This window comes from Pseudomonas sp. GW822-FHT04C11, assembly GCF_058800905.1.
The window spans coordinates 245,420-262,925 of record NZ_JBXAMS010000008.1 but is presented as its reverse complement, the minus strand read 5'-3'; the positions used below and the strand labels follow the sequence as shown (position 1 = coordinate 262,925).

Here is a 17,506-nt window from a genome sequence, read left to right as displayed (position 1 = left end):
CAGTATTCAGGTTCGCTTCAACCGCGAAGCAAACCCTCCTGCACCAACAGTTCCCCTCCTGCTCAAGACCGACATCAGCTTTTAACGCCCTCCTCTTCATTTCACTTTGCTGAATCCTGCTTCCGTTATATATTTAAATAACATCTGTGATTATAAATAAAAAAGCAACCTTGATGGAGGTGAAGATGGACTCGGATCTCGATGATCTGTCGGCGCAAGCACGCCAGCGACGATTGTTGTTACAAGCGATTGGAGGAGCAGCCCTCGTCGGGGGGCTGGGTATCAGCGGGCGCGTCATGGCCCAAGCCGGGTCTGCTCCGGACACCTCGATACTTGACGTGGTGATCATGGGTGCGGGGTTGTCTGGGCTTACATCAGCCAGGGATCTTCAAGCCGCCGGCTGCGAGTCGTTCGTTGTTCTTGAAGCCCGGGATCGCGTAGGCGGCCGTACCTACAACCATGAGCTTGGCACCGGCGTCATCTCTGAAGCCGGTGGCCAGTGGATTGGCCCTGGCCAAACGTCGATTGCGGATCTGGCAAGGCAGCTCGACGTCGCAACCTTTCCTACATATTACAAGGGCAATGCGGTCTATCTGATCGGGAATGAAAAGGTTGAAGAGGACGTCAGCGATGGCCCGAATTCCAACACCGAAATCGTCACCAAACTGAATAAGCTGGCAAAAGGCGTTCCCAGCAGGGCCCCCTGGAAAGCAAAGGACGCTGTCGCCCTCGATAAGCTCTCGGTCGGCGAATGGCTTGCTGAACAAGGGATCAGCAATGCAGACAAGATCGGATTCAACATGTCCGTCAGTCTGACCTTCGGTACGACGCCTGCCGGTATGGGACTGTTGCACTACCTGTCGCTCATCAACTCCTCCGATTGCAGCCTCGAAAAACTCGAAGGAGTAAAAGGTGGCGCGCAAGAGTCGCGACTGGTTGGCGGCTCCCAGATCCTCAGTTTGAAGATGGCACAAGCCTTGGGGAACAAGGTCAGATTGGCATGCCCGGTACGCAAAATTGTCGGCTGGGATCGTGATGTCGTCGAGTTGCATACCGATCAAGGAGTCATCCGTGCGCGCCAAGTAATTGCGGCCTTGAGCCCGGCATTGTGCAACCAGATCACCTTCGAGCCGCCTCTCCCCACAGGACGTGCCGAGTTGCAGCGGCGGTGGCCAGCGCATGCCCCGATGCGCAAGACGGTGCATGTGTATGAACGGCCTTTCTGGAGGGACAAAGGCCTCAACGGCCAGATTGTGCAAGTAGACGGGCCATTGATCTGGGCCTACGACAACTCCCCGCCAGACGGCAGCCTAGGCGTTCTCAGCGGCTTCATCAGGACAGGGCAATTGCCCCATGACCCCAAAGCTGCGCAGGACATCTTGTCGGCTATCTACGCCAAAGCCGTTGGCGTGGAAGCACTGCACCCGATCCAGTTCCATGACCAGGACTGGGGCAAAATCGATCCCTGGACCCTTAGCTGCATTTCACCAATGCCCCCTGGCTTCTGGACCCAATGGGGTGAATACCTGAATCCGGCCGTCGGCCGCCTGATCTGGTCTGGTACCGAAACGGCGGATATCTGGGCCGGGGCCATGGATGGCGCGATCCGCGCCGGTCATCGAGCCGCCATGGAAGCGCTACAGGCGCTGGTTCAACCTGGGAGGAGTGCTTGATGAAGCGAGTCATCGTTATCGGAGCAATCGTCGCGGCAACGGCGTTGGCTGGATCGGCAGTAGTCTATGGTCCGAAGTTGCTGGCGGGTTATCGCTTCATGAATGCCGTGGATCAGCATGACGCCGAATACCAGGCCAATGGTGGTGCATGGCCACAGCGGCAGGACACTTGCACCCTTTGCCATGGTGCCAGAGGTCAGCCCGAAAATGCTCAGTACGCAGCCCTTGCAGGTCAGCCTGCGTCGTACATCGAAACCCAGTTACAGGCGTTCGCCGAAGGGCGTCGACACAGTGCGCAAATGAGTCCACTCGCAGCGAATCTGACGGACGAGCAAATCAAGTATCTGGCCAACTATTTCGCTCAGCAGAAACCGGGAATGACTGAAATCACGACGGCTGATGAATCCCTTCAACAACACGGGCAACGCACGGTTGCAGCCAACGGTTGTGTGGCTTGCCATGGCGAGAAGCTGTCGGGCGGCCCGCTTGCTCCGCGCATCGCAGGCCAGGGGCAGTTGTATCTGACCGATCAGCTCATGGCCTTCAAACTTGGCCAACGTAAAGACCCGACCCAAGCGATGAATGCCCTGGCCGGTTCGTTGTCCGAAGACGATATCAGGGCAGTGGCGCATTATCTGGCCAATCTGACACCTGCCGCGGTTCCGGGTGGCCAGTAATCATTGTTACAAAGGTGGGCAAGGATGCCCGCCGGCGTCATCCTCCTCTCGAATACGACAAAAGCCGCCAGAATGGCGGCTTAAGACTCAACCCTTATCGAGCGTGATTATTGCTACAAGCAGGCCCGTCAATGTGCCTGCAAAAGTGCCATCGAGCCCTTCGAGCGCTCCAGCGCGCAATAGGCGTAATACAAGTGCACCAACAGGTAGGCCCAGGTCGTCAGTGCGAGAACGTAGAAGTTCAGCAGCACGTTGGTATCGTCACCGGGGATTTTGTAGAAGTCGTAGATACACGCAATAGCCAGCGAGGCGAGCATTCCCAGGATCACGCCAATAGCATGGAAAGTCTCCCTGGCGCTGACCAGCCTGAGCGCAAAATAAACGAGATAAATGGAAAAACCGACCCACATCATTACGTAATAATACGGAAGGAGCGTGGCCAGAACGGTGGTCGAAATTAGAGCCAACGTCCCCACTACAGCACCCGCAAACATCATGACATCGTTACGAACTGACGGCTTATAGGTATGAGTAACAGCCATCAGTCCAAGGACAGTAATAATTGGAATGCCAAAGGCTCTTGAAAAGGCGTCGCAAAAATAGGAGATGAGATAAGCAAACTTTAAGCCCGTGATGAAGAATACCAGGAAGTTTGTCGCCGAGAACGCCACCACAAACCACTCAAGAGCAAGTAAATAGTTTCGTTTTTTAAGAAACTTGACCCCATAAACAAGCCCAGACGCGAACAGCAAAAAGCAAGCAATACAGAGAACAGCATTTCGGAGATCCATAACAATAGCCTCGATGCATCTGACAGGAAGATTGATGAGTTACTTGTTTTCAGGAATAAGCTCGGCAAGGTAGGTGGCGATCGCTTTGCGCTCATCTGCCGACAGCGAAGCCGCTACCGCTTTCATTGCACCGGTTGGCTCGCGTCTCTCTCCGGTGGCAAAAGCGTTGAGCTGCGCCAAAAGGTAATCGTGCCCTTGTGCTGCCAAACGCGGAAACGAGTCGTGACCCATCAAGTTTTCGCCGTGACAGGCGACACAGCCCCGTGTCTGCACCAGCTGTTTGCCTGTTTCCCTCGAGCCCTCACCAGGAGAAGAAGAGGCGTTTTTGCTGACAGGTTGCCTGGCGTAGAAATTCACCAGCAGGTCGATTTCGTCGCGGCTCAGGGTCATCGCCAGTGGCCCCATATTGGGATAGATCCGTTGCCCACTGGCAAAACTGTGCAACTGCGTAGCAAGGTACGCGGCCGGCTGCCCTGCCAGGCTTGGATAACGCGAATTGAGCGAGTTGCCCTTGCTGCCATGGCAACCGGTGCAGGCATCGGTCAAATGCGGCCAGTTTCCGCGATCGGCTTGGTAAGCCTCGGTAGACGTGGTGATGTAGTTCTGCAAGCGATAGAGATCGAGAAGGTCTCGCCCGAAAATCGCCAACAGCACAGCAACGACCGCAATGACTCCGAACGCTATGATTTTTTTCATCTGCGCCCCCTATACCCGACGCAAGGAATTGAGCACCTGCAAGGCGCTGTGGTGGCCGGCGCGAACGGCGCCATCCATGTATCCCGCCCAGATGTCGGCGGTCTCGGTACCAGACCAGAACAGATTCCCGCAGGGAGGGCGCAGAGCCTCACCATGCTTCGACCAGAAACCTGGTGGAATCGGAGAAACGCAAGTGATCGTCCAGGGATCGAATTGGGCCCAGTCATGATCGTGATAAGACACAGGGTTGAGCGCTTCCTCCCCCAGGGCCCGTGCATAAATTTGCGTTTGCACGTGCTTCGCCGCTTCGGGATCGGAAGGCGCCGCCGCGTTCAAAACGAACGCGTTGATCACACCGATTTCCCCATTCGGCGGCGAATTGTCGTAGGCCCAAATGACCGGGCCGCCGACCTGGATGATATGGCCGTTCAAGCCCTTGTCACGCCAGAAAGGTCGGGGGTAAACCATCGCTGTCTTGCGTGCCGGAGAGTGCGCAGGCCACGCGAGCTGCAGCGCTGCTCGACCTTCCGGCAATGGCGGGTCGAACTGCAAGCGTTGGCAGAGCGCGGGATGAATCGCCATGATGACCCGCCGGGCACGTATCTCGCCCTTATCCGTTTGCAGTCTGACGATGTCGCGGTTCCAATCGGCAATGTTGCGAACCGGACAGGACAAGCGAACTTTATCGCCCAACAGCTCCGCCATTTTGCTGCTGAGAATCTGCGACCCACCGACGATGCGTGTTCCCTGCGCGCTGTCCTTGATGGAGTCGAGCCTCATGTATTCGCAACCGGCCGAGTTGATCATCGACAGGAAATGCAGAAAGCCCATCTTGGCAGGCGTAACGCCGCAGGTCAGGAGGAAGCTGGCGTTCCACCCTGCCCGGTCCTCAGGCTTGATGTTCTGCTGAGCCAGCCAGTCACCCGCCGAGAGTTTGTCCAGTTCGGCGGCCCTGTGTGACTTCCACGGTGCACCGCACGGCACGTCCCGCGACAGTTCACTGAGCTTTGCCGAAACGGTTTCATCGGTGCCGAACGTGCCTTTCAAATCGACAGCAACACGTCCGTCACCTCCGAGGATGACCGTTTCGCCCTCGTAGAAACTGGGAAACGTACCCACCTCAAGTTCTCGGGCGAGATCCGCTACGGCCGTTTGTCCCGGGCCGATCCACTGCCCTCCGACTTCAGAAATGTACCCTGAGCCAAGGTCATGATTGAGTGTGCGCCCGCCTACGCGATCCCGCGCCTCCAGCACCAAGAGAGACTGGCAACCCGCCAGATGCAGGTCGCGGGCAGCCGTCAGACCGGCCAGGCCGGCACCAATGATCACGACATCCAGAACATCGTCCGAGCTGTCTTTCAAAAGCGCATCGGCGGCATTGGCCAGGCCGATGTTCAAACCAATCGATCCCACCGCCGCTGAAGCGCCGGCCAACTTGAGCAGTTGCCTGCGTTTTAAATCCGGGGGTGCGTCAGTGCTGGACTTAATGGCCATGCTCGATGCCTCACATAACGTTATTGTTGGATTAATCACTCATTGCAGAGCGTCGATGCGGCAGTAAAAGAGCGGTGGCAGAAACGCAAACATCCATTTTGACTTTCCGCAGACGAACGACTGCCCGGCCAGTAACTTCAAGGCCAGCGCCACCACTACAAATCAGAGTGTTGTTTTCCAGTGACTCTTCGTTCTTTGAACCATTAATCGCTAACGATAAGGCCGGGCCTCAATCTTCGAAGCCTTGCGGTTGGTGTATTCGTCGAGGCTGTTTGCCACCCCCAGCGCCAGACTCACGGCGCACCATTGCAGCGGCTCTGGTAGTGTTTTCGGGGTTTTGTGGCGCAGTGCAGCGAGCAACGGATGCTCGATACCGCCGATTCTTTCCGCCAGCAGATGCCCGATCAGCGACTGGGTGGCAATGCCGTGTCCGGAGCAGCCCGCGGTGTAGAGAATGTTGTGGTGGGTTCCGGTTTCGCCCACCACCGGCAACGCGTCGTAGGCCATGCTGACGTAGCCGCTCCAGCACGATTGAATACCAATGCCGCGCAAAGTCGGGAAGCGTGCCCCCAGCGTCTTTTCCAGCTCGCGGTACGCAACGTCGTCGGGAATGTTCGGGGTTTTGGAGCCGTACACATAGCCAAGCCGTTTGGTGGTCAGCAGCAACGTATTGCGTGCCGTCAGACGATGGCTTTCCATGGTCCAGTGCGGTGTCATCAACCCTTCCCGTCCTGCCCATCCCAATGACGCCAGCTGCTGCGCGGACAATGGCTCTGTTTCGACTGCCGACACCCGAAATGGAACAATCTTGTCGCGCAGAAGCCCGATTTGCGGCGTATAGGCATTGGTGGCCAGCACCAAATTCGGGGCTGTCGCACGACCGTGCGTGGTTTGGCAGGTGATCGTCGGCCCATCGGAATACGACACCAACTTCGTATTCTCATACAGTTTCACGCCTGCCTGGAGCGCCGCCCGCCGCAGTCCCATCACGTATTTGCCGGGGTCCAGCGTACCGCCATGGCGTTGCAGGCAGCCAAACAGAAATGCCGGTGGAATCCCCCGTGCGCGCATTTGAGCCTGATCCAGAAACTCGGTACGGGAGCCAAGTTCGTCACCCACTGCCATACTCTTGCGCAGCTTTTTCTCCTGAGAAGGATGGATGCCCGCCCTGATGATTCCGGAGGCGTTGTAGTCGCAGTCGATACCCAGTTCGCGCAATCGGCCTTCGACGTAGGCGACACTTTCGTCGTAGAACCTGACGATGCTTTTCGCCTTTTCGTGACCGACACGTTTCAAGAACAGCTCGAACTCAATGCCGATGCTGCCGCCCAGATAACCGGCATTGCGACCACTGGCACCGAAACCTGCAAATTCCTGTTCAAGGATGACTACCTTCGCACCCAGCGCCGTAAGCTCCAAGGCGGTAGACAGCCCGGCAAAACCGGCACCGATCACGATGACGTCCGCGCCGACATCGCTTTCGAGCTCGGGCTGCAAATCAACCGGACTCTCGACCCAGCCACCCAATCGGCGGAAATGCCCACCGGCAAAGTGGCTTTCCAGCTCTTGCGCTTGATAAGTCATGGACATGTGATGCGCTCCTATCGACTCAGGATGTGAATAGCGACCGCTGCTTCTTCAACACCCTGAAGCCCGCCACCGTTTTCCTGGATGGCATGCCGCGCGCCGTGTACCTGGCGTGCGCCAGCTTCCCCGCGCAATTGCGTGGTCAACTCGTACAACTGACCGATACCCGTTGCGCCGAGCGGATGCCCCTTGGACTCCAACCCGCCGGAGGTATTGATCGGTATCCGGCCGCCCAGGGTGAAATCGCCCCGCTCGGCGCAGATCCCGCCCTCCCCCAACGGCGCCAATCCGAGGTTTTCTGACTGGATGATTTCCCCCATTGCCGACGCGTCATGCACCTCGGCCACATGCATATCCTGCGGACCAAGGCCAGCAATCTCATAGGCCTCACGCGCGGCCAGGAGGCTAACGTGCTTATGCGGTTCGTCCAGGCCCCGCAAGGTGAAGCTGCGGATCACGCTGGCGGCGATCCGCACACAACGTTTCGGATCGGCACCGATCCGCTTCAGGCCTGCTTCCGTGCAGAGAATCGCGGCCGCCGAGCCGTCGGACAACGGAGCGCACATTGGCAGGGTGATCGGATAGGTGATGGGCGGCGCCGCCAGCACTTCTTCAATGGTGAAAGTCTTGCGGAACTGCGAATACGGGTTGTGCACCGAGTGTTGATGGTTCTTCGCGCAGACCGCCGCGATCTGGCGCTGAGTGGTGCCGTATGTCTTCATATGCCAGCGACACATGGCGGCATAGATGGCCATGAACTTGCTGTACGGACGATCAGACTCCGAACCTGGTGGAGGAACGATGCCCTCGCCCATTTTTACCAGCGTGGCGTAGTTCTCTTCGGCAGTGGAAACATCCCAGCCGGTTTCGAAGAGGGACAGCGCTCTCAATTTATCGGGCACATTCATCTTCTCGGCGCCGAGTGCCAATACCACATCGGTGGCACCTGCACGCAGGCTTTGTACTGCCAGATGAACGGCGGTACTCCCCGAGGCGCAAGCATTCTCGACATTGTAGATAGGCACGCCTTCAATACCGATCTTGCTGCAAATCACCTGTCCCGGAATGGAGAGCTGCCCTTGCAATTTACCGTTGGTGATGCCGGCGTAGAAAACGGCGCCGATATCGGAGCGCTGGGCACCGGCATCCGCCAGTGCCCCCTGCAATGCCTCCAGCGCCAGATCCTGAAGACTGCGCTCGAGGTGACGCCCGAACTCGGTCATGGCAATGCCGGCAATGTAGATAGGTTCCATCAGATAACTCCCCTCAAATTCGCCGAGTAACGCTTTGCCAGTAATGGGCACGCAGATCTTTCTTCAGCACTTTGCCGACAGGGCTGCGTGGCAATGCATCAATGAAATCCACGGTTTTCGGTGCCTTGACCGAGCCGAGCCGGGCCTTGCACAGCTCAATCAGTTCTTCGGCGCTGACGTTGTGCCCAGAACTCAACTCGACCACCGCCTTGACGCTCTCGCCCCACTGCTCATCTGGTACGCCAATCACCGCGCAGTCCTGCACTGCCGGATGGCCCCAGAGCACCTGCTCGACCTCGCTCGGATAAACGTTGAAGCCACCGGAGATGATCATGTCCTTCTTGCGGTCGGTGATGTGCAGGTAGCCGTGAACGTCAAGATGACCGATGTCGCCGGTGTGCAGCCAACCGTCGATGATGGTTTCCGCAGTTTTTTCCGGGTCCTTGTAGTAGCCCTTCATTACCAAGTCGCCACGCACGCAGATTTCACCGGTTTCGCCTTGGGCGAGGATTTCTCCGTCATTGTTGAGAATCTCGACGCGCACCAGTGGGTTGGGCCGGCCGACCGAGGAAAGGCGCTCGTCAGGTGCCAGGCGGCCGCCCTGTAGATGTTCGCTGGGTGGCAGGTTGGAGATCGCGGCCGGTGCTTCGGTCTGGCCGTAACCGCCGGCCATCACTGGGCCAAACGTCTCGATGGCCAGCTTGAGCTTTTCCACCGACATCGGCGCTGCGCCGTAGAGGAAGTATTTCAGTGAACTGAAATCAACCTTCTGCGCCAGGTCGGGCACATCGAGCAGGCGATAGATCACCGTTGGCGGCAGAAAGATCTCGGTCACCTTGTACTTCGCAATCATCCCCAGCATCAGTGCCGGATCCGGCTTGGTGATCACTACCACGGTACCGCCGCGCGCGGTGCAAGGCACCGCGAGCATGCCGGCCGTGTGGGTCATTGGTGCGGCTGCTAGATTGACCGGAAGATGATCGCCCTCGTACGGGCAACTGATCATGAAGTGGGCGCAGAATGTCTGCAGGCTGCGATGGGTGTTCATCACCCCTTTCGGCAGACCCGTGGTGCCGCCGGTTGGCGAGATCGCCACCACATCGTCAAGTTGGTATTCGACCTTGGGCGGCGTACTCGGCTGCCCCTCGATCCAGGCCTTGAGCGAAGGTGCCTCGGGCAGGTGGTCGTCGATACAGATCCACAAGCGGATCTTCGGCAGGCTCTCGCGCAACGAGTCAATGATCGGTGCGAATTCCTTCTGGAAGAACAACACTTCGCAGTCGAAAGCATCGAGTACGTAGCGGTTCTCTTCGGCACTGTTACGCGCGCCGACGGGAATCCAGCACAAGTTGGCGCGCCAGAGTCCCAGCGCGCAGGTCCAGGCCACGGCATCGTTGGCCGACCAAATCGCACCTTTGGTGCCCTTGGGCAAACCCTCGGCCAATAGCGCGTTGGCGATACGGCATGACAAGTGGCGAACTTCGGTAAAGGTGAAAACCCGGTCGTCCTGGATATACGCCGCGCCGTGCGGATTGATCCGCCAGCCACGGTCGAAGAAATCAATAATCGCCATGTCGGTCACTTCACAGTTGGGTAACGGTTGCGCGAGCCAGGCCACGCTGTTCGAGGAAGCCCAGCAGGTAGCGATGGCCGAAGGCTTTCGACGCCGAGGCAAAACCGACCTTAGCGCTGTCGTTGTTCAACAGCTTGACCACGGCTGCCGCATGCAAGGCGCCGGTGGCGATGTAAGGGGTAATGCCGTGCACGGTGGCGCGCACCGCCGTCAGTTGACCGCGGCCGATTGCGAAGTCGACGGTGCGTTGCAAGGTGCTGCGCTCGCGCGGTGGCATGCTTGGGGTGGTCGACTGCACGAGGCTATTGATCACCGCGTCCTGCTGCTCTTTCGGCAGGTGCTTGTATTCGGCTTCCCACTTCTCACCCAGGCCGTGGACCATTTTCATCACCGGGTTGTCGTAGAAACCGACACAGGACATGCAACTGCGCACCCGGCCATCCTCCTCGTAGAACACCGGCAACGAAGTGCCGCCCCATGGCAGGCAGAACACCGACTCCAGCAGATCGGGACAGACCACGTTGAAGCTCGTATTCGGCGCATATGGCACCAGTTCCTTCTCCCACAGGTAGGCACCGGGGTAGCGTACGCCTTCGAAAATGGTGGCCGTTGAACCGACGGTCACACCGGCGGCACCGGTACGTGGCCCACGGGTCAGGGTTGCGGTTTCCAGCGAATCGACGCCCGGAGTTTCCAGGGCCAGCTCGGCGGCGATCTCGGCGTAGGTGTACATGTACGCGAGCGATGGCGACAGCAGCAGCCCAGCCTGGCGGTATAGCTCGCCAAACTGATCGCGCAAGGCACGAATGTGCGCTTGCTCACCGGCCGGATCCAGATAATGACAGCCGGCCTTCAATGCCGCTTCAACGGCGCTCAGGCCAAAATTGATGAATGGGCCGACCGTGTTGCAAACCACGCGCGCGCCTTTGAACACCGAAGTCAACGCTTCGACCTCGTGGGGGCACTCAATGATTTCGTAGGTCGCCGACTCCAGGCCGACAACGCGTTGCGCCATCATTTCCTGGGCACGGCCGGCGTTGCGCGCCACGGCGGTGAACGGGATGTGCTGGTCGATCAACCAGTCCATGATCAGCATGCCGGTGTAACCACTGGCGCCGTAGACAACCACAGGATATTTGGCCATCGGGATGTACCTCATTGTTGTTATTGGATGAGTGATGTCGGGTGAATTTTCAGGGTCAGTTGTTCGCCCAGCCTTCGGCGTAAAGCTGCTGGGCCAGCAGCCCCAGGCGCATAGTCAGAACACGGTTCTCCCCGTCCTCGATCAGCGAAGACTGGGTGTCGCGCAACAACTTCTCGATCGGGTATTCGCGGGTGGTGCCGTTGCCACCGAACAGGCGGAAGGCTTCTTGCACAACGGCCATCGCCTCTTCGGTCACCGTGACCTTGGCGGCAGCTGTGGCGTAGGGATGGGTTTGCGGCGACAGACGCGCGAAGCTCAGCGAACGTCGGGCGACAGCGCGGGCGGCCTCGACACGGCGCAGCATTTCGCCCAGGCGCAGGCGGGTCATCTGGTGGTCGATCAACGGATGACCGCCCTGACGGCGTTCATGACAGTACTGCAGCGCCATTTCGAATGCGGCGCGCGCGACGCCGGTGAACACCTGACTCATGTGCGTGCCGGCAAACGACCAGGAAGAGCTGACGGCGCCGTAGTAGGTATCACGCTCGGCGATTGCAAAGCGCCGGGGCACTCGCACGCTGTCGAAGTAGATTTCCCCTTGTGGCAGGGAACGCTGACCGATCTTGTCCAGCGGCTTGCCTTTAGACACGCCTTTGAGATCCAGCGGAATGATCACTGCAATACCATGCGGCCGACCGTTGGCATCGTAGAAACCGTCACCGTAATCGGCGCAGATCATACCCAGCGCGACCTGCGCGACGGCTCCGTTGGATACCCACGCCGAGCTTTGACCGTTGAGGATGATTTCATCGCCAACCACTTTGGCGGTCAGGTTGCCGATATTTCCAGGTTTTCCTGCCGGCCAGTCACGCGCCATATCGAAGATCTGGTTGTCGCTACCACGATCGGGTTGGGTGGCCATCCAGCAACCGATCCGGCCCTGGCAGAGCTCGGCCAATTCGGTATTGCCGGCGGCGACGGCCATTTGCAGCGGGAAGTCAGCACAGCCAAGGGAAATTGCCAGGCCGGCATCGCCCCAACCGAGTTCTTCGCCGATCAGTGATTCGATCCGTACCGCCATATCCGGTGGCAACTGTGCCAACAGCGCCGGATCAAGCCCCAACTTGGCGAACTCGCTGAACATCGAATAGTAAGGCGAGCCTGGGGCAATCACCTCTTCCGGTGTCATGCGGTCCAGCTCGCGACCCAATGGGCGCAACACCTCTTTGGCGAAGCGGTGGACGGAGGCCTGAATCGCAGCCTCCTCTTCTGTCAGCGGTGTTTCGAAGCCGGACAGGCCGGCAGCTGGCAGGGTAAGCGTCGATTTGAGCGAGATCATCAGAGTACCTCCATCGAGAATGGCAGGCCGTTGCGCTTTGCAACGTTCTGCGTCTTGTTATTTGCGATCGACTCTAACAAGCAAAATTATTTAACGCAACAACTGTTATGTTTATTATTTTGCGCGTGAAGACACGCTTTCAGGCACGGGGGAACCGGCCGAAAATCAGCAGGAAGTTTTAGAAAATGACCAAGCCAAATGTCGGGAAACGGGCATCGCGCTGGCCTCCCGACATCGCAGCGGCATCAGCGCTGAGGGACGACGCCTCGTCGTGAAAACAGAATCGGTGAGCCGTCACTGTTCAGCAGCGACGCCGTGAGCGAAACACCGTCGCCGCTGGGTTGCTCGTGAAAACTCTGTCCACCGTCGTCACTGCGCACAATCAAACCGTCGAGTCCCACCGCGATGACTTCTCGCCCGGAGACATCGATGGCTGTGACTGAACTTTTGCTTTGCAGCGGCACGCGCTGCCAGCTCGAGCCGTCTGCGGAACCATGCAGCAATGTGCCGCGTTGTCCGCCTACCAGCAGCGAGCCGTCGCTCAGGACAGCCCCCGTCCACAACGTGCCGCTGTAGCCGGTATCGAGGTAGCGCCAGTGCTTGCCCTGATCGTCGGAGCGCAACAATTGGCCGCGCTCTGCGGTGGCATACAAGCGCCCTTTTGCATCGGCAAACAGTCCCATCAGATTCAGGTCGGCACGACTCGATCCGGGTGGCGCGTCGAGTTTCTGCTCAATCCAGGTCTGGCCACCATCGTCAGTGGTCAGCACCAATGACCACAGCCCCACTGCAACACCTTGCATGGCGTTGAAGAAATGCACGGCAAACAACGGCCGATCTTCTGCGCTGGACAGCCGCTGAACTTGCCAGACATCGCCGCCGTCGTTGCTGACCAGAATCGCGCCCCAGTGGCCGACCGCCCAGCCTTGCCTGGCGTCGACGAAGGAAACTCCCGTCAGGGGCGTAGACAGCGGCACGGAAGTCGCCTGATGAAAGTGTTGCCCGTGGTCATCCGACAGCAACACCATGCCGTGATCGCCGACTGCGACGACTCGCTCCTTGGCCCAAGTGGCACTCAACAAGATGGCGGCTGCAGCATTGCTTGCATGCGTTGCCGGTACTGCTTGCAACGGTGATGCCTGTAGCAAAGTCGGTGACAGAGTCGCTGCGAGCAGGATTGAGATAAGGGGAATAGGGTTTCGCATCATGTTCTCCTCAATGCACCAGCGCGCCGATCAGACGCACGGGGCGCCGGCGCGGAAATACCCGCTCGAGCCAGACGGCGAAGGCCGGCAGCACGGTCATGGCCATGACCATGTTGACCAGGAACATGAAGGCCAGCAGCTTGCCCATGTCGGCTTGGAACTTGAGATCGGAAAAAGCCCAGGTTGCCACTCCCACCGCCAGCGTGATCGCAGTGAAGATGGTCGCCACCCCTACTTCCAGCAGCGCATGCTCGACCGCCTTGGTGATCGGTTGTCCATGGGCTTGGTGCAGTTGCAGGCGGTTGTAGATGTAGAAGGCGTAATCCACTCCGATGCCGACGGCCAATACCATCACCGGCAAGGTCGCGATGGTCAGGCCGATCTGCAGCTCCTTCATGAACCAGTAGCCGATGAAGGTACCCAGGGTCAGGGGCAGGCAGCACACCAGGACCGCGCGCCAGTCGCGGTAGACGACAAACACCAGTAGAGCGATGGCTCCGTAGACGTAGAGGATCATCGGCAGCTCGCTCCTTTCCACCTCCTCGTTGATCGCGGCGATCACCCCGGCGTTGCCGGAAGCCAGGCGCACGCTCACGCCGGGTTGGGTGAACTCGGCCCGGAACGCCTTGGCAGCGGCGATTACCCTATGGATGGTTGCTGCCTTGTGATCCGCCAGAAATAGATGCACGGCCGTCATGCTGCAATCGGGGCGCATCATTCCAGGCACGCGGGCCACCTCGGCGGCCATCGATGAGTAGTTGGTCGGGTCGATGGGCACCGCGTTCATTTTCGGGTTGCCCTCGTTATAGCCCTCGTTGAACTGACGCATGCTGTTGGAAAACGAGGTGACCGAAACCACTCCGGGAACGCCTTGCATCGCCCAGACGAAACGGTCCTGGTATTGGCCGAGCGCGACGTCTTCACAGGCGTTGGAGGCGGCCTCAGGAGTGACCTCAAAGACCACGCTGAGCCAATCCAAGCCGATGTCATAGTTGCTGGCGATGGAGACCGCATCGCGATTAAAGCGTGCGTCCTCGCGCAACTCCGGTGCACCGGCTTGCAAGGAGCCGACAACTCGGTCATGGCTTTGCCAGGCCGCAGTGACAAAGATCAGCACGGCCATGCCCAGCACCCAGCGCACGTTGTGCCATTCGGTCAGTCGGGCAAAGCCGTGCAACCAACGGGCACGGCGCTGACGGGAGATTTCCTCGGCAGCGGCGTAACCGGCGTCCACCCGCAACATCGACGCCACCACCGGCAGCATCACCAGATTCGTCATGATCTTGAAAGCCACCCCTAGTGAAGCGGTGATGGCCAGTTCGCGCACCATCGGTATCGGGATCAGCAACAGGGTCACGAACGACACGAAGGCGGTCACCAGGGCGAGAGTGCCGGGGATCAGCAAGCCGCTGAAGCTGGCCCGTGCTGCACCCTCGACAGATTTGCCGCAAGCGATCTCGCGAATGATGAAATTGATCTGCTGGACGCCATGGGACACACCGATGGCAAACACCAGAAAAGGCACCAGCACCGCGAGCGGATCAAGCCCGTAGCCGAGCAAGCGCAGGGCACCGAACTGCCAGATCAACGACACCAGCGAACAGCCCACCGCCAGCAAAGTGAAACGCACTGAATGGCAGTACCAGTACACCGCAGCAGCCGTCAGCAGCAACGCCAGCAGGCAGAACTCCAGAACCGCCGAAGCGCCTTCGGCAATATCACCGATCTGTTTGGCGAAGCCGATGATCTGGATTTCGAAGTCACTGTCTTCAAACTGGCCACGAATCTTCTCCTCCAGCACCCGGTTGTACGCCACATAATCGAGGCGCTCGCCGCTGGCATCGAATTCGTTGAGATCCACGGTGATCATTGCACTGCTCTGATCACGTGCGACCAGAGTACCGATGAAGCCCCCCTGAGCCGTCGAGTCGGCAATCATGGCAATGCTGGCATCATCGAGACTCTCGGGCGTCACCGTGCCCGGCACAAGTGGGTCAGCGCGAAAGCCCTCCTCGGTGATTTCGTTGACAAATGCATTGGGCGTCCATAACGAACGCACGCTGCTGCGCGAGACGTTGGGCAGGAAAATCAATGCCTGGGTCACATCGTAAAGACGCTTGAGCCCTGCCCTATTCCAGATCGTGCCCTTGCGAGCCTTGACCACAACCGTCAGGCGGTTCGCACCGAGAAGGTCATTGCGATAAGTCTCGAAGGTTTTGATGTACTCGTGGCCGATCGGCAGCTGCTTTTCGAACCCTGCCTCCATGCGCAGCTGCACCGCAAACCAGGCCATGCCCAAGGTGAAAACGGCCAGGCTCAACAGCGTCAGCAGGCGGTGAGTAAAAAGCCACTGCTCGATGCGCGGCAACGTCCCGCGCACCTTGGTTTCCGTCATTTTCAAGGAACTGTTCACGGCGCGCCTCACAGGGTTCGGGAAACCACAAGACCGACGTAGTCGCGATCGCGCAGCAATTGGTCGTAGGGAGTCTTGCCGCCCATGAACTTCGCGTAGTTGGCGGAAACCTGCCAACTCGCAGGGTTACGCACGAAATTCAGATACAGGTTCATGCTGCTGGCATCCTCGGTAAAGGTTGCAGCCAGATTTGGTGTCCGCCCGCCCAGTGATCGCGAATAGAAGATGCCTGGCGTGACCTGCCAACCAGGAATCAATGTCCCGTCATAGGTGAGACTGAAATCGACATTAATGCCCGATGAGGTTTTATCGCCCTTGGCCGTCGGCGGCGTCGCCGGATCCAGTTGCCAGTTGTTCAAACCAGCGGAGATCAATTCACCGTTGACGTTGTCATGCAGGCCGGGATATTTCACGACCACCAACTCGGACAGTAGAGTGCCCGTACTGGCACCTGTGAAGTCGAGCAGTGTCGGGGAGTTGGAGGGTGTGACGCTGTATATGCCAGTCAGGTGCCACTGGAATTTTTTCTCGTCCTTCCAGCATTTTCCGCCATTACTGGCACAGGCATCGATAACCGGGTTGAGTGGCACAGCATCCTTGGGACGGTAGGACAACTCCGTGCCAACAGCCCAGTCCCCCATCGGCATATTGGCGCTGATGCCGTAGAGCATACGGTCTTCCGGATATACCCACTTTTGCGCCAAAGCGAAGGTGTCCGGGTCCAGCACCTGCAGAGTCAGGGACGGCAGCTTTTCGTGATAGCGCATCACGTAAAGGCCGAGATTGAGATCGGTGCCATCCGGTTGCCAACGCAGCGAGACACCCCATTGGCCGCTATCGCGTGCATCCTTTTCGTCGGCCCCATAGGCCTTCATGCCTTTGCCTAGCGAGTTGGTAGTTGACCAGTAACTGCCCACAGGCGGTAATTCGCTCTTGTTCCATCCAAACTGCCAGTAGGCTTCAACGTTCACGCCGGATCCCAGACCCGAAGCGAGACTGAGCATCGGGGCGGGCAACACGGCTTCCTTGAGTTGCACACCAGGACGTGCGAGGGCCTGGTAGTCGTAAGCGTTGGTGTTGTTGATGCCACCCACCACGAACAGACTCTCACCCCAGTTAATCACCTGGTTACCCAGGCGAGCCCGAACGCGCTGATCACCGACATCGAAGCTCTTGCTGACCCACAGATCCAGCAGACGCGCCTTGAATTCGAGATCGTCCCGAGCGCTGCTGGTGAGGCCATCGCTCCCCACTCCCGCAGGTGTATTGGCTGATAACGCGCCGCTGGTGTCGGTCGCGGCGAAGTCACGGATCCAGCTGCCACGCGCCATGAAGGTGTAGTCCTCGGGGAACTTCAGAATCAGCTCATGCGTACCCTTTATGTAGTTGGTGAACAGATCACCCTTGTCGTAATTCAAGTCGCCCTGATCACCGATGCCGGCACTGGGCGAGAGGCACCCGTTGGGTGGGTTGTGCCCACTGGCGCCACTGGTGATCAGGTTGCAGTCCCGCGATTCGGTGCGCAGCCCCATGCCCACGGCGATGGTGGAATCGAACGATCCGTGGACGTTGTCGGCTTCAAAGGTGAACGCCATTGCAAAAGGAGTTGCACACGCGATGACAAGACCAGAGGTTTTACTGATTATTTTTTTCATGTCTGT

13 protein-coding genes are annotated in these 17,506 nt (G+C 58.7%); 2 read left to right on the top strand and 11 right to left on the bottom strand.

The genetic code is table 11. From position 1 onward, the window contains the following. Positions 1-185 precede the first annotated feature (185 nt). On the top strand, positions 186-1,673 hold the full coding sequence (locus tag AC1RJ3_RS15980) for a flavin monoamine oxidase family protein (protein ID WP_493079472.1): 1,488 nt from the start codon (positions 186-188) through the stop codon (positions 1,671-1,673). Further along, the gene (locus AC1RJ3_RS15975; RefSeq protein ID WP_493079471.1) at positions 1,673-2,350 is read left to right on the top strand and encodes a c-type cytochrome; all 678 of its coding nucleotides are present in this window, start codon (positions 1,673-1,675) and stop codon (positions 2,348-2,350) included. The genes AC1RJ3_RS15980 and AC1RJ3_RS15975 overlap by 1 nt, the downstream gene beginning before the upstream one ends. A gap of 128 nt (positions 2,351-2,478) precedes the next feature. Here AC1RJ3_RS15975 and AC1RJ3_RS15970 read toward each other — a convergent pair whose 3' ends face one another. From AC1RJ3_RS15970 to AC1RJ3_RS15920, 11 genes are all read right to left on the bottom strand, one after another. Then, entirely contained in the window at positions 2,479-3,141 is a 663-nt protein-coding gene (locus AC1RJ3_RS15970; protein WP_493079470.1) for a hypothetical protein, read from the bottom strand. Positions 3,142-3,180: 39 nt separating this feature from the next. Then, positions 3,181-3,837, bottom strand: coding sequence for a c-type cytochrome (locus AC1RJ3_RS15965; RefSeq protein WP_493079469.1), 657 nt, complete (start codon positions 3,835-3,837; stop codon positions 3,181-3,183). A 9-nt stretch (positions 3,838-3,846) separates the two neighbouring features. Then, entirely contained in the window at positions 3,847-5,331 is a 1,485-nt protein-coding gene (locus AC1RJ3_RS15960) for a flavin monoamine oxidase family protein (RefSeq protein ID WP_493079468.1), read from the bottom strand. A 210-nt stretch (positions 5,332-5,541) separates the two neighbouring features. Beyond that, the gene (locus tag AC1RJ3_RS15955) at positions 5,542-6,921 is read right to left on the bottom strand and encodes an NAD(P)/FAD-dependent oxidoreductase (RefSeq protein ID WP_103322101.1); all 1,380 of its coding nucleotides are present in this window, start codon (positions 6,919-6,921) and stop codon (positions 5,542-5,544) included. 11 nt (positions 6,922-6,932) lie between these two features. Continuing rightward, the gene (locus tag AC1RJ3_RS15950) at positions 6,933-8,171 is read right to left on the bottom strand and encodes a thiolase family protein (protein WP_103322100.1); all 1,239 of its coding nucleotides are present in this window, start codon (positions 8,169-8,171) and stop codon (positions 6,933-6,935) included. A gap of 13 nt (positions 8,172-8,184) precedes the next feature. Next, the gene (locus AC1RJ3_RS15945; protein WP_103318949.1) at positions 8,185-9,744 is read right to left on the bottom strand and encodes an AMP-binding protein; all 1,560 of its coding nucleotides are present in this window, start codon (positions 9,742-9,744) and stop codon (positions 8,185-8,187) included. A 10-nt stretch (positions 9,745-9,754) separates the two neighbouring features. Next, positions 9,755-10,888: a saccharopine dehydrogenase family protein gene (locus AC1RJ3_RS15940; RefSeq protein WP_493079467.1), complete on the bottom strand. Its 1,134-nt coding sequence runs from the start codon at positions 10,886-10,888 to the stop codon at positions 9,755-9,757. 55 nt (positions 10,889-10,943) lie between these two features. Next, positions 10,944-12,227, bottom strand: a complete 1,284-nt coding sequence (locus AC1RJ3_RS15935; protein ID WP_103318871.1) for an acyl-CoA dehydrogenase family protein — start codon at positions 12,225-12,227, stop codon at positions 10,944-10,946. A 245-nt stretch (positions 12,228-12,472) separates the two neighbouring features. Beyond that, positions 12,473-13,432, bottom strand: a complete 960-nt coding sequence (locus AC1RJ3_RS15930; protein WP_103318951.1) for a WD40/YVTN/BNR-like repeat-containing protein — start codon at positions 13,430-13,432, stop codon at positions 12,473-12,475. A 10-nt stretch (positions 13,433-13,442) separates the two neighbouring features. Continuing rightward, on the bottom strand, positions 13,443-15,845 hold the full coding sequence (locus tag AC1RJ3_RS15925; RefSeq protein ID WP_493079466.1) for an efflux RND transporter permease subunit: 2,403 nt from the start codon (positions 15,843-15,845) through the stop codon (positions 13,443-13,445). A gap of 8 nt (positions 15,846-15,853) precedes the next feature. Beyond that, complete coding sequence (locus tag AC1RJ3_RS15920) at positions 15,854-17,500, bottom strand: DUF1302 domain-containing protein (RefSeq protein ID WP_493079465.1); 1,647 nt, start codon at positions 17,498-17,500, stop codon at positions 15,854-15,856. Between the last annotated feature and the right edge of the window lie 6 nt (positions 17,501-17,506).